The sequence below is a fragment of the Leifsonia sp. PARNA 1/14 genome (genome assembly GCF_055720965.1).
In genome coordinates, this window is sequence record NZ_JBVQSP010000008.1 from 79,648 (window position 1) to 92,283 (window position 12,636).

15 protein-coding genes and 1 tRNA gene are annotated in these 12,636 nt (G+C 69.9%); 10 read left to right on the plus strand and 6 right to left on the minus strand.

Going from position 1 to position 12,636, the window contains the following annotated elements; all coding sequences use genetic code 11:
• Window positions 1-885 carry an SGNH/GDSL hydrolase family protein gene (locus AC0HS0_RS18560; protein WP_472965625.1) on the minus strand — a complete coding sequence of 295 codons (885 nt, stop codon included), beginning with the start codon at window positions 883-885 and terminating at the stop codon, window positions 1-3.
• A 96-nt stretch (window positions 886-981) separates the two neighbouring features.
• Between AC0HS0_RS18560 and AC0HS0_RS18565 the strand changes: the two genes are divergently transcribed.
• Window positions 982-1,284 (plus strand): YbbN family protein, encoded by a 303-nt coding sequence (locus tag AC0HS0_RS18565; RefSeq protein WP_472965626.1) that lies wholly within the window; start codon window positions 982-984, stop codon window positions 1,282-1,284.
• A gap of 2 nt (window positions 1,285-1,286) precedes the next feature.
• Here the strand turns inward: AC0HS0_RS18565 and AC0HS0_RS18570 are convergent.
• A tRNA-Arg gene (locus tag AC0HS0_RS18570) sits at window positions 1,287-1,359 on the minus strand.
• Between the two features lie 52 nt (window positions 1,360-1,411).
• Entirely contained in the window at window positions 1,412-2,716 is a 1,305-nt protein-coding gene (locus AC0HS0_RS18575; protein WP_472965690.1) for an MFS transporter, read from the minus strand.
• A gap of 207 nt (window positions 2,717-2,923) precedes the next feature.
• On the opposite strand from AC0HS0_RS18575, the gene AC0HS0_RS18580 reads away from it, so the two are divergent.
• Window positions 2,924-3,778, plus strand: a complete 855-nt coding sequence (locus tag AC0HS0_RS18580) for a LysR substrate-binding domain-containing protein (protein WP_472965627.1) — start codon at window positions 2,924-2,926, stop codon at window positions 3,776-3,778.
• 26 nt (window positions 3,779-3,804) lie between these two features.
• Here AC0HS0_RS18580 and AC0HS0_RS18585 read toward each other — a convergent pair whose 3' ends face one another.
• Complete coding sequence (locus AC0HS0_RS18585) at window positions 3,805-5,022, minus strand: cation:proton antiporter (protein WP_472965628.1); 1,218 nt, start codon at window positions 5,020-5,022, stop codon at window positions 3,805-3,807.
• Window positions 5,023-5,097: 75 nt separating this feature from the next.
• Between AC0HS0_RS18585 and nadE the strand changes: the two genes are divergently transcribed.
• On the plus strand, window positions 5,098-5,940 hold the full coding sequence (gene nadE / locus AC0HS0_RS18590) for an ammonia-dependent NAD(+) synthetase (RefSeq protein WP_472965629.1): 843 nt from the start codon (window positions 5,098-5,100) through the stop codon (window positions 5,938-5,940).
• A 115-nt stretch (window positions 5,941-6,055) separates the two neighbouring features.
• Here nadE and AC0HS0_RS18595 read toward each other — a convergent pair whose 3' ends face one another.
• Complete coding sequence (locus AC0HS0_RS18595; RefSeq protein ID WP_472965630.1) at window positions 6,056-6,835, minus strand: hypothetical protein; 780 nt, start codon at window positions 6,833-6,835, stop codon at window positions 6,056-6,058.
• A gap of 107 nt (window positions 6,836-6,942) precedes the next feature.
• Here AC0HS0_RS18595 and msrA point away from each other — a divergent pair, with 107 nt between their 5' ends.
• From msrA to AC0HS0_RS18620, 5 genes are all read left to right on the plus strand, one after another.
• A complete protein-coding gene (gene msrA, locus AC0HS0_RS18600; protein ID WP_472965631.1) occupies window positions 6,943-7,470 on the plus strand; it encodes a peptide-methionine (S)-S-oxide reductase MsrA in 528 nt (175 codons plus the stop codon).
• Window positions 7,471-7,599: 129 nt separating this feature from the next.
• Entirely contained in the window at window positions 7,600-7,983 is a 384-nt protein-coding gene (locus AC0HS0_RS18605; protein ID WP_472965632.1) for a single-stranded DNA-binding protein, read from the plus strand.
• A 10-nt stretch (window positions 7,984-7,993) separates the two neighbouring features.
• The gene (locus AC0HS0_RS18610; RefSeq protein ID WP_472965633.1) at window positions 7,994-8,545 is read left to right on the plus strand and encodes a DUF6993 domain-containing protein; all 552 of its coding nucleotides are present in this window, start codon (window positions 7,994-7,996) and stop codon (window positions 8,543-8,545) included.
• A gap of 113 nt (window positions 8,546-8,658) precedes the next feature.
• Entirely contained in the window at window positions 8,659-10,341 is a 1,683-nt protein-coding gene (gene ettA / locus AC0HS0_RS18615) for an energy-dependent translational throttle protein EttA (RefSeq protein ID WP_472965634.1), read from the plus strand.
• A gap of 10 nt (window positions 10,342-10,351) precedes the next feature.
• Complete coding sequence (locus AC0HS0_RS18620) at window positions 10,352-10,837, plus strand: acyl-CoA thioesterase (RefSeq protein ID WP_472965635.1); 486 nt, start codon at window positions 10,352-10,354, stop codon at window positions 10,835-10,837.
• Between the two features lie 19 nt (window positions 10,838-10,856).
• Here AC0HS0_RS18620 and AC0HS0_RS18625 read toward each other — a convergent pair whose 3' ends face one another.
• Entirely contained in the window at window positions 10,857-11,285 is a 429-nt protein-coding gene (locus tag AC0HS0_RS18625) for a QcrA and Rieske domain-containing protein (RefSeq protein WP_472965636.1), read from the minus strand.
• Between the two features lie 125 nt (window positions 11,286-11,410).
• On the opposite strand from AC0HS0_RS18625, the gene AC0HS0_RS18630 reads away from it, so the two are divergent.
• Both AC0HS0_RS18630 and AC0HS0_RS18635 read left to right on the plus strand, forming a co-directional pair.
• Window positions 11,411-11,923, plus strand: a complete 513-nt coding sequence (locus tag AC0HS0_RS18630) for a sigma-70 family RNA polymerase sigma factor (protein ID WP_472965637.1) — start codon at window positions 11,411-11,413, stop codon at window positions 11,921-11,923.
• Window positions 11,920-12,612, plus strand: a complete 693-nt coding sequence (locus tag AC0HS0_RS18635) for an anti-sigma factor family protein (protein WP_472965638.1) — start codon at window positions 11,920-11,922, stop codon at window positions 12,610-12,612. The genes AC0HS0_RS18630 and AC0HS0_RS18635 overlap by 4 nt, the downstream gene beginning before the upstream one ends.
• Window positions 12,613-12,636 lie beyond the last annotated feature (24 nt).

The window sequence follows — 12,636 nt, forward strand, 5'->3', positions numbered from 1 at the left end:
CTAGTGCGGGCCTCCGACCATCCGCGGGTGGCCCAGGGGCTGGGGCCGCAGGGGCTGGGACCGCTGGGGCTGGGAGCGCAGCGGCTGGGTGTGGACGGGCTGCGCCTCCGGGAGCTTGGCGCTGAGCCCGTCGCCGGAGGAGATCCCGCGCAGCCGCCGTGCCGCCCACGGGATGGCGTGGACGCGCAGCCAGGTGCGGAACGGCAGGTCGTCCGGCGTCTCCGCGAATGCGAGGGGCTCGTCGCGACCGTCGGAGGCGTCGGCGACCGTGGTCTCCGCATACGGCACGCCGAGTGCGTGGGCCGCGTGCGTGGCGAGGAGGCGGTGGCCGCGGGAGCTGAGGTGAACGCGGTCGGCGCCCCACATCGCCGGGTCGCGGAACTCGCGCACGCCCCAGACGTCGAGCACGACGGCGTGGTGGTCGCGAGCGATGCTCCAGATGTTCGCGTTGAACACCGCGGCTCGCCCGCGGAACGGCTTGAGGAAGAAGGCGAACTGCGGGTCGAACAGGTTGGCGAGCAGCACGGTCGTGCCGTGCGCCCGGAGCATCCGCACGCCGTCGGAGAGCCGCTCGGCCAGGGCGTCCGGGTCGGCGGCGGGGCTCATCAGGTCGTTCGCGCCGACGAGCACCGACACCAGGTCCGGTTTCAGCGCGAGCGCGCCTGGCACCTGCTCGCCGACCACGTCGGCGATGCGGCGGCCGCGCACGGCGAGGTTGGCGAATTCGACGGAGTGCCCGGACAGCCTGGCGTCCCCGTCGAGGATCCCCGCGAGCCGGTCCGCCCAGCCCAGCCAGGTTCCCGGCCGTGCCGGCGCAGGGTCGCAGAGCCCCTCGGTGATCGAGTCCCCGAGGGCCACGTACCGCGTATAAGTGGTTCGGCTCACGTCCCGATTGTCGGTCGCAGTGGTTGCGTTCGGGTGACGCGCCGGGGGAGGTAGCGGGATCGTCGCCGGGAATTCGCCGGACGTACACTGGTGGTCGTGGATGCGACACCCGCTGTTGACCGTCCCGTCACCCGGGAGGTCGCGCTGACCCTGTACTCGTCGGCGTTCTGCGAGCCGTGCATGCAGACCAGGGCGGTGCTCGCGGAGGCGATCCGGCTGGTCCCTGCTCTGTCGGTGACGGAGCGGGACGTCGCTCGCGAACCGGAGCGCGCCGAGCGCGACGGCATCCGCTCGACGCCGACGGTGATCGTGCTCGGCGAGGACGGCTCGGAGGTGTTCCGCGCCGAGGGCGTACCGACGCTCAACCAGGTGCTGGTCGCCGCCGCGCGGGCGATCTGACGTGCCCCCGGCAGGAATCGAACCTGCGACCAAGAGATTAGAAGGCTCCTGCTCTATCCGCTGAGCTACGGGGGCGCGGCCTCCACGATACCGTAGCGGGCGAGGGCGGCCCGGACCTCGCCGGGGCTTACAGCGAGGCGCCCGCCTTGCCAGCGCGGTTGACGATCGCGATGACCGGGCGCCTGCCGCGGAGGCCGAAGCGCAGTCGCAGGCTCGCGTGGCGGGCGATCATCAACGCCACGATCACCGAGGCGAGGGCGGGGACGAGCCCGGAGATCGCCATCGCGATGTGCGGGCCGGCGGCCTCCACGATCCAGCCCATGAGCGGGCCGCCGAGCGCCTGTCCGCCGAGGAGGACGAGGATGTAGAGCGAGATCACGCGCCCGCGGATCTGCACGTTCGACGACATCTGCACCAGGGAGTTGGCCGCGGTGATGAACAGGAGGTTCCCCACGCCGATGCCGACGAGCAGCACGCTGAAGGCGATCTCGCCCGGTGCGAACCCCGCGAGGGCCTGCACGACGCCGAGCGCGGCGGCCGTTCCGACGACCATCGAGAGCCGCACCGAGGTGCGGCGGGTGGAGGCCAGGGCGCCCGCCAGTGCGCCGGCGGCGACGAGCGCGTTGAACATTCCGTAGCCCTGGGCGCCGACGTCGTAGACGTCGTTGGCGTACGCGGCGAGGAACACCGGCATGTTGAACGCGAAGACCGCGAGCACCGCGACCATGACTACGGTCCAGAAGATGACCGGCTTGCGGCGTACGTAGCGCATCCCTTCTGTCAACTGGCCCTTGCCTCGCGGGGCGGCGGGGGAGTGGTGCAGCTCGCCGCGGCGGAGGCTGAGCAGCGACCCGACGACCGCCAGGCAGGCGACGGAGTTGATCGCGAACGACCAGCCGCCGCCGACCGCGGTGATCAGGATGCCTCCCAGCGCCGGGCCGATCAGGCCGCCGAGCTGGAAGATCGAGGAGTTGAGGCTGATCGCGTTGCGGAGATACGCAGGGCCGACGAGCTCGTTGACGAACACCTGACGGGCGGGGTTGTCGACCACGGTGACCAGGCCGAGGGCGAAGGAGATCGCATAGACGTGCCAGACCTCCACGGCGCCGCTGAGGGTCAGCACGGCGAGCAGCGCGGCGAGGGCGGCCGCGGCCGACTGCGTGCAGACGAGCAGGCGCTGCTTCGAGTAGCGGTCGGCGATGACGCCGCCCCAGAGGCCGAAGATCAGCATGGGCGTGAACTGCATGAAGACCGTGATGCCGACGGCTGCCACGCTTCCCGAGAGCTGGAGGACGAGCCAGTCCATCGCGATGCGTTGCATCCACACCGCAGTGTTGGCGACCAGGTTGCTGCCGGCGAAGCGCCGGTAGTTGGTGACGCGAAGCGAGATGAAGGTCTCGCGCCACGGAGGCCGGGCCGAGAGCACCGGCATCGGGCCGGTGGGCGGCGCCGAGGGGGTGGAGGTGGCTGGGGCGGGGACGGCTGCTGCGGGGTTCGCCACGGGGATTTCCTGCGTTCCTGGTTTCGTATACTGATCTGCTTGCTTCAACGCTACGGAATCCGCGCTATTCTTTCAGCGAATCGACCCTATAACTCCCATTGGGTTTCGCAATGATCCGCTCGACGCGATGGAGGCCGCATGTTCGACCCGGTCCTGCTCCGGACGTTCCTGGCGATCGCAGACACGCGCTCGTTCACGCGCGCGGCCCAGCGCCTCGGCATCAGCCAGCCGACGGTCAGTCAGCACGTGCGGAGGCTGGAGCAGGCGGCGAAGCGGCAGTTGGTGGCCCGGGACACCCGGGAGGTCCGGCTCACCGACAACGGGGATGCGATGGCCGGGTTCGCGCGTACGATCCTCGCCGCCCACGCCGAGGCCGACAGCTACTTCAGCGGATCGGCGATGCGCGGCCGGCTGCGTTTCGGCGCGGCGGACGACCTGGCGATCACGACCCTCCCACGTATCCTCCGGCACTTCCGGCAGCAGAACCCCCAGGTCAATCTCGAGCTCACGGTCGACCAGTCCGGGCCGCTGCACCGCCGCTTGCAGGCGGGTCACCTCGATCTGATCTTCATCAAGCAGAACCCGGGCACCACCGAGGGCACCGTCGTCGCCACCGACGAGCTGGTCTGGATCGGGCAGGAGAAGACCGCTCTCGATCCGGACGCCCCGGTGCCGCTGATCGCCTACCAAGGGCCGAGCTTGAGCCGGCAGATCACGATCGAAGCGCTCGAGCAGGCCGGGCGCACTTGGAGGATCACCTGCAACACGCGCGAGGTCAACGGTGTGCTCGCCGCGGTGCGCGCCGGGCTCGGGGTCGCCGTCTTCCCTCGGTCGCTCATCCCTTCGGACCTGATCAAGGTGACGAACCGCTTCGGGCTGCCGGAACTCGGCCATGTCGACTTCACGTTGCTGTCGAACCCGTCGGCGGCACGCGAGCCGGTGGAGGCGCTCACCACGGCGATCCTTGCCCGGGCGGTCACGCGCGTGCCCTGAGCGGGACGGCTGAAGGGGCCGCTGTCTCAGCCCTCCACGGCCACCTGGTCCGGGTCGGGAGGCCGAAGGCCGCCGTCGGAGGAGCGGCGACGCAGCGTGAGCGCGATCACCGGGAAGATCAGCACCGACAGCATCCCGGCGCCGACCAGCGCGGTCGCCGTGCCGGACGTCAGATCGCGGTCGGCGACACCGATGCTGGTCACCGCCACGATGATCGGCAGCCCGGTGGCGCTGAACAGCGTCAGGGAGGCCCGGTCGGCGAACGTGGACCCGGGCGGCGCCGCGATCGAGCCGGGCAGTCCGCGGACGACGAGCAGCAGAACCACGAGGAGGGGAAGCAGCAGCAGCGCGTGCGGGTCGGTGACGAGCGTGCGGAGGTCGAAGGTGATTCCGGTCTCGATGAAGAACACCGGGACCAGCACGCCGAACGCCACAGCCTCCAGCTTCGTCTCGATGAGGCGCGCGTCGCTCTCCCTCGCCCCGCTCAGCAGCACACGGCAGATGACACCGGCGGCGAAGGCGCCGAGCAGCATGTCCAGCCCGAGGGCGAGACTCAGCCCGACGAGCGCGGCCACCACCAGGACGACGAACCGGATCGCGAACTGGCCGCTCGTGTGCAGCGTCGCCCGCACCAGGGCGTGGAAGCGCTCGTGGCCTCCCCGTGCGGCGAACCAGACCGCGGCGGCGGCGATCACCGCGAATGCGATCAGCACGAGCGCGGCCGCGAGCGGCCTGCGCCCGCTGAGGAAGAGCGAGATGGCGAGCAGCGGGCCGAACTCGCCGACGGCACCCACCGCGGTGACCGCGAGCCCGAACGGCGTGCGCAGTTCACCGGCGTCGCGCAGCATCGGCATGAGTGTGCCCAGCGCGGTCGAGCACAGCGCGACGCCGATGTAGACGCCGGCGATCGGATCGGGCGCCAGCAGCACGCCGATCAGCACGCCGGCGACGAGGGAGACCAGCCAGCCGAGGGAGGCGCGGCGCAGCGGCCGCCCGCGGATCGCGTGGAAGTCGATCTCGTTGCCCGCCATGAAGAAGAGGAACGCCAGGCCGAACTGGCCGACAGCGTGCAGGGCGTCGGAGGCGGGCACCCAGCCGAGCACACTCGGCCCGACCACGATGCCGAGCACGATCTCGAAGACGACGAGGGGGATCTTCGCGACCCGTCCGACCAGCGAGGCGAGGAGGGCGGCCACGACCGCGAGCAGGGGGACCAGGACGATGGTGGCGACCTTCGGATCCATGGTGCCGATGCTAGAGGCCCGCGCGGTGGACGGGGAGTTCATACGCACGAAATCCGCGCGGGCTAGGGTGTCGTCATGCGCGATCTCCAAGCCAGAATCATCGACGAGCTGAATGTCTCCCCGGTCATCGACCCCGCGGGGGAGGTCGAGCGCAGAGTGGACTTCCTGGTGCGGTATCTGAAGGCGACCGGGGCCTCCGGTTTCGTGCTCGGCATCAGCGGCGGGCAGGACTCCTCGCTCGCCGGTCGGCTGTGCCAGCTCGCGGTCGAGCGCCTCGCGCAGGACGGCACCGAGGCTGAGTTCTTCGCGGTGCGGCTTCCGTACGGCGTGCAGCACGATGAGGCCGACGCGCAGCTGGCGCTCTCGTTCATCAAGCCCCAGCAGACGGTGACGTTCAACATCCAGCGCGGCGTCGACGGCGTGCAGGCCGAGTTCGCCGACGCTCTCGGCGAGTCGCTGACCGACTTCAACAAGGGCAACGTGAAGGCGCGACTGCGGATGGTCGCGCAGTATGCGATCGCCGGTCAGCGCCGGCTGCTGGTGGTCGGCACCGACCACGCCGCGGAGGCCGTCACCGGCTTCTTCACCAAGTACGGCGACGGCGGCGCGGACGTCCTCCCGCTGACCGGGCTCACGAAGCGTCAGGGCCGGGCGCTGCTGGAGCATCTCGACGCGCCGGCGCGACTCTACGAGAAGGCGCCGACAGCCGACCTCCTCGACCTGGACCCCGGGCAGACCGACGAGGCGAACCTGGGCATCCAGTACGACGACATCGACGACTTCCTCGAGGGCCAGGACGTGTCGGAGCACGTTGCGTCGGCGATCGAGACCCGGTACCTGGCGACCGAGCACAAGCGGCGGGTGCCCGCGAGCCTGTTCGACGACTGGTGGACCGAGCGCGGCGACTACACGCGCTGATCCGGCGTTCGCACGCTTTGGCGAACGGCGAAGGGGCGCCGACCGGGTGGTCGGCGCCCCTTCGTTTCCGTGGTGGGTGGCCCGGAGCGGATTCGGGTCGCTGAAAGCGCTCGGGTCAGCCGACGGGCTGGCCGAAGCGCGGGCTCGGGGATGTGTCGTTGTCGTCACCGGAGGCGGCGAAGGCCGACACCGGGAGGGGCGTCTGCTCGTCCGTGGCGCCCGGGTCGGTGGCGAAGCGCGTCGTATGGGGAGCGGTCGGAGCCGCGGACGCGGTGGGTGCGGCGGGAGCGACGGGAGCGGCCGGCGTGCTCGAAGCCGCCGCAGGCTGCGCGTACTGCTCGTGGTGCTGCTGGGCGACCCACGCATCCTGCTGGGCCACCAGCGTCCGGTCGGTGTCCGTGGACTCGAACCGCCAGCGCTCGAGGTCGCCCTGGAAGATGCGGCGCGCCCGACTCGGCTTGTTCTGCCACTCGATCAGACGGTCGCGGAACTCCGCGACGGCGGGGTCGAGCTGGTATCCGAAGGTCGCCGACGCGCGCTTCATCTCGGCGAGCTGGTGGCCCGCCCAGTTCGCGGCGATGCCCGACCCCTTGATCGGGAGCAGCCGCACCAGGATGTCGGCCTGACCGACGGCGCGGTCCGAGAGCACCTGCTCCGCGGGGGTCAGCGAGTTCCAGACGGACGCCTCCGTCGCCGCGTCGACGAGCGCGGCGATCGCACTGGCCTTCTGCTGGCGGTCGGTGCGCTTGAGGAGTCCGCGGAGGGCGCCGCGTGCGATCCACGCGGCGAGCAATCCGGAGACGATGACGGCGATCGCGAGGACCACCGCATTGAAGACCGCGGGCTGGGCGGCCGACGAGTTGAGCCAGTCGACGAAGTCATTCCACCACTGCATGCCGCGATGCTAACGGCGTCTTGCTTCCGGGCCGGGCAGCCCGGGCGCTGTGTCGCGCATCCCGCGGGGGAGAATGAGGGTGACACGGATCGAAGGGAATGTGAGCGATGGAGACTTTCGTCGTCGCCGGCGGCTGCTTCTGGTGCCTGGACGCGGTGTACCGCGTTCTTCGGGGCGTGCAGGACGTGGTGTCCGGCTATACGGGCGGCACGACCGTCGACCCGACCTATGAGGAGGTGTGCACCGGCACGACGGGGCATGCCGAAGCCGTCGCGGTGACCTTCGATCCGGAGGTCATCCCGGCAGACGTGATCCTGGACGTGTTCTTCACGCTGCACGATCCCCGGCAGCTGAACCGCCAGGGTGCGGACGTCGGCACGCAGTACCGCTCGGCGATGTTCTACGACGGCGACGGGCAGCGCGAGCTGTTCGAAGCGGCACGCGAGCGCGCCTCCGAGTACTGGGAGGGCGGCATCGTGACCACGATCGAGCCGCTCGGCCTGTTCTATCGGGCGGAGGAGTACCACCAGGACTTCTTCGCGAAGAACCCCAGCCAGGGTTACTGCCTGGCCGTCGCGCTGCCGAAGGTCAACAAGATCCGGGCGTCGTATGCGCCGTACGTGATCGCGGCCTGACGGCTTCTCTCCTCCACACTTTCTCGGCGCGACCGGCTTCTCCACTGATCCACGGCTCGCCGCTGCGGCGGAGGCTACGTCGGCGAGAGTGGTCTCGACCTCACCAGGAGGTCGGAGACGGGGAAGACGATGCCGGATGCAGTGGCGGTGCGCGGGGTGGTGGCGACCAGCCCGAGGCATGTGACGCCGGAGGCCGGCGCGCCGGTCACGATCTTCCGGCTGGTGACCGGTGACGGGCCGCTCGGGCACAACTGGTACACCGTGAGCGCGACGCACCAGCTGGCGGTGAGCGCCGCCGCCTGCGTCGCTCGCGGCGATCCGTTGGTGGTCTGCGGACGGCTGCGGGTGCGCGACTGGGAGGGTGAACCGGAAGGCGTCACCGCCGAGATCGAAGCGCACGCCATCGGTCACGACCTGAGCTGGGGGAGCAGCGTCTTCACACGGTTCGTGGCCCAGGCGCCACTCGTGGCCCGTGAAGAGGTTCGAGGAGATCCCACAGGCCTGGAGCCCTAGTGTGGTCAGCATGACAGCGAAGGCCCGTCCGACCGCCGCCCGACACCGGTGGAGGTCGCGCGCGGCGGCCCTCGCCGGCGCGGCCCTGGCTCTGGCCGTCGCTCTCAGCGGGTGCAGCGCGATGCCGCACGCGACCCCGACGGAGACGCACTCCGCACCGACTCCCGGCGCGACACCCGGCGCGAGTCCGGGCGCGACTGCCACGCCGACCTCCACGGCGGCCGCCGGTCCCGCGCTCGTCCCGGGCGGCACGGCCACCCAGAACCTCCCGTACTTCGACAAGATCAACCAGGCGACCATCGCCGCCAATGCCGGGGCGCAGGGTCGCGACTTCATCGACGCGCTCGTCGCCGCCGGGTTCACCAAGAGCGACATGCAGGTGACGGCGGACACGACGACGATCGGCCTCAAGGCCAACTCGATCCAGTTCTCGGTTCAGCTGGGCGACACCTGCCTCATCGGACAGTACGGCGCGGATGCGGGCGGCTACGAGAGCACGACATCCGCCACATTGTCGACCGGCGGGTGCCTGATCGGCCAGACCCGACCTATCGACTGGTAGTTGCCGGTATCCTCGTACAGGGCTGTGCACCGGGCGGTCGAACCGCCGTGGCGCCGATGGTCTGTGCGAATCCAGGGCTGTGCGAATCCACGACAGGGAGTTTAGGAAGAAGAGTGGCCGAATACATTTACTCGATGGTCAGGGCGCGCAAGGCGGTCGGCGACAAGGTGATCCTGGACGACGTCACGATGGCGTTCCTCCCGGGAGCCAAGATCGGCGTCGTCGGCCCGAACGGCGCCGGTAAGTCGACCATCCTGAAGATCATGGCCGGCCTCGACACCCCGTCCAATGGCGAGGCGAAGCTTTCGCCGGGCTATACGGTGGGCATCCTCATGCAGGAGCCGCTGCTCGACGAGAACAAGACGGTCCTCGAGAACGTGCAGGAGGGCGTCGGCGACATCAAGGGCAAGGTCGACCGCTTCAACGAGATCTCCGGCCTGCTCGCGGACCCGGACGCCGACTTCGACACCCTGCTCGCCGAGATGGGCACGCTGCAGGAGCAGATCGACGCGGCGGACGCTTGGGACCTCGACTCGCAGCTCGAACAGGCGATGGACGCGCTCCGCTGCCCGCCGGGCGACTGGCCTGTGAACACCCTCTCCGGCGGTGAGAAGCGCCGCGTCGCGCTCTGCAAGCTGCTGCTGCAGAAGCCCGACCTCCTGCTGCTCGACGAGCCGACCAACCACCTCGACGCCGAGAGCGTGCTCTGGCTCGAGCAGCACCTCGCCAAGTACCACGGCGCCGTGCTGGCCGTCACCCACGACCGGTACTTCCTCGACCACGTGGCCGAGTGGATCGCCGAGGTCGACCGCGGACACCTCTACCCCTACGAGGGCAACTACTCGACCTACCTCGAGAAGAAGCGCGAGCGTCTCGAGGTGCAGGGCAAGAAGGACGCCAAGCTGGCCAAGCGCCTCTCCGACGAACTCGACTGGGTGCGCAGCAACGCCAAGGGGCGCCAGGCCAAGTCCAAGGCGCGTCTGGCGCGCTACGAGGAGATGGCGGCCGAGGCGGAGCGCACCAGGAAGCTCGACTTCGAGGAGATCCAGATCCCGCCGGGGCCGCGCCTGGGCCAGATCGTGATCGACGCGAAGAACCTGCAGAAGGGCTTCGGCGACCGCGTGCTCATCGACGGGCTCACCTTCACGCTGCCGCGCAACGGCATCGTCGGCGTGATCGGCCCCAACGGCGTCGGAAAGACGACGCTGTTCAAGACGATCGTGGGCCTCGAGCCCCTCGACGGCGGCGACCTCAAGGTCGGCGAGACGGTGCAGATCTCATACGTCGACCAGACCCGCGGCGGCATCGACCCCAACAAGAACGTCTGGGAGGTCGTCTCCGACGGCCTCGACTACATCCAGGTGGGCAAGACGGAGGTGCCCTCGCGCGCTTACGTCTCCACCTTCGGGTTCAAGGGGCCGGACCAGCAGAAGAAGTCCGGCGTGCTGTCCGGCGGCGAGCGCAACCGCTTGAACCTGGCGCTCACGCTCAAGCAGGGCGGCAACCTCCTGCTGCTCGACGAGCCGACCAACGACCTCGACGTCGAGACGCTGTCGAGCCTCGAGAACGCCCTCCTCGAGTTCCCGGGCTGCGCCGTGGTCATCACCCACGACCGGTGGTTCCTCGATCGCATCGCGACGCACATCCTCGCGTACGAAGGCACCGAGGAGAACCCGTCCGACTGGTACTGGTTCGAGGGCAACTTCGAGGCCTACGAGGAGAACAAGGTCCAGCGCCTGGGCCCCGACGCCGCCAAGCCGCACCGGTCGGCCTACCGCAAGCTCACCCGCGACTGAGGCGCGCTCGATGCGACTGCACGTCCCGATCAAGCTGCGCTGGAGCGATCTCGACGCGTACGGCCATGTCAACAACGCCGAGATGCTGCGCCTCCTCGAAGAGGCGCGCATCGAGGCGTTCTGGGCGCCCGACGACTCGGGTCAGGGCAGCGGCGAAGCGGTCGGCGGTTCGACCGCCGTGCTCGACGGTCGCCCGGGGGCGGACACCCTGACGCTGATCGCGCGGCAGGAGATCGAATACCTCGCGCCGATCCCGTACCTCCGGCAACCCCTCGACGTGCAGCTCTGGCTCGGGCGCCTCGGCGGCGCGAGCCTCGAGGTGAACTACGAGGTGTGGTCGCCCGAAGGCGTCGAGCCGCGGACGATGTTCTCCCGAGCGGCGACGACGATCGTGCTGGTCGACGCCACGACTCAACGACCGCGCCGCATCAACGAGCACGAACGAGCCGCCTGGACGCCCTACCTCGACGACCCGGTCACCTTCGCCAAGCGCTGATCTCCGCAGCGCTGAAGCGCTACGACGTGATGGTGACCTTGCTGCCCGAGACGGCGGCCGTGAGCTTGGTGAGCGGCTTGCTCGCGGGGCCTTGCAGAACGTCACCCGTGGTGCCGTTGAAGCGCGAGCCGTGGCAGGGGCAGTCGAACTCGTCGCCCTGCGGAGCGACGGTGCAGCCCTGATGCGTACACACGGCGCTGAACGCCACCACCTCGCCCGCCTTCGGCTGCGCGACCACGATCGGCGTCGAACCGAGGGAGGCGGAGACCGCACCGCCGACCGGGATCGACGAGAGGTCGACGGTGGCCGTGCCGTCGTTGCCCGACCCACCGGTCGCTCCGGACCCTCCTGGCGTGCACGCCGCGAGCAGGAGCACCCCCGCTCCCGCTGCGGACGCGCCGCCGATCTGGACGAGGGTACGTCGCGTGAGCGGTGTGGAATCGGTCATCGTGGATCCTCCCGGTCGGCGGTGCTTTCTCCTAGCGTAAGCACGAGACAGCAGAGGCTTCGGTTCACACATCGGGTTCTGAACCTTTTCATCAGCGGCTTCGTGCTTAAGGTCAGGAGGTGACCATGCCGGATGAGGACGCACGCCTGTTGCGGGAGCTGCACGACCAGCACGCGCAGGCCGTGTGGCGATATGTCGTCCACCTCACCGGCGATCGAGCGATGGCCGACGATGTCGTGCAGGAGACCCTGCTCCGGGCCTGGCGCAGACCCGCCGTGCTGGACCAGTCCCAGCAGTCCGCACGCGCCTGGCTGTTCACCGTCGCACGCAACATCGTCATCGACGACAAGCGCAGCGCGCACAGCCAGCACGAGTTCGGCACCGACACCCTCCCGGAGCGGCCCACGGCCGACGACGGCGCCGACGCGGTGCTGGATGCGTGGCTGGTCTCGGACGCGCTGGCCGAGCTCTCCGACGAGCACCGCGCGGTCATCGTGCACGCGTACTACGGCGGCCGGTCCATCGCCGAGATCTCGCGCGAGCTCGAGATCCCGGAGGGCACGGTGAAGTCCCGGCTGCATTACGGGCTGCGCGCCATGCGGTTGGCGCTGCAGGAGAGAGGGGTGACGGAACGATGAACCACGACGAGTTCGCCACCTGGGATGCGGCCTACGTCCTCGGCTCCCTCTCGCCCAGCGAACGGAAGCAGTACGAAGAGCACCTCCACGAGTGCGATCGGTGCGCCTCAGCGGTCGGCGAGTTGGCCGGGATGCCCGGGCTGCTCGGCCGGGTGCCGCGGGAGCAGGCGTTCGCCCTCCTCGACGCGGAGGCGCCTCAGGACGCAGGGCTGGGTGCCGAGGTGCTGCCCTCGCTGCTGGATCAGGCGCGCAAGCGCCGGCGCCGGTCGCGCTGGCTGGTCGGCGGCCTGGCGGCCGTCGCAGCCGCGGTGCTCGTCGGCGTCCTGGCGATCGCGATCCCCGGTGTGCTTCCGTCGTCGTCGCCCGGCACGAGCGTCGCGATGGAGCAGGTCGTGCCGAGCGCGCTGGCCGCCGACGTCCGGCTCACCTCCGAGCCGTGGGGAACCCGGATCGACTCCCGGTGCTCCTACGCGAAGGTCCCGGGAGACGACGGCGGTCACACCTGGACCTACGCGATGGTGGTGACCGACCGCTCCGGCAAGCAGACCCAGATCTCGACGTGGACCGCCGCCGAAGGCAGCACGGTCGCCCCGATCGCGACCACGAGCGTTCCGCTCGCCGACATCGCGGCCATCGACATCCGGTCGGCGGCGAACGGCACGGTGCTGCTGCGCAGCACCTTCGGCTGACGCGCTGAGAACCGCAGGTCGGCG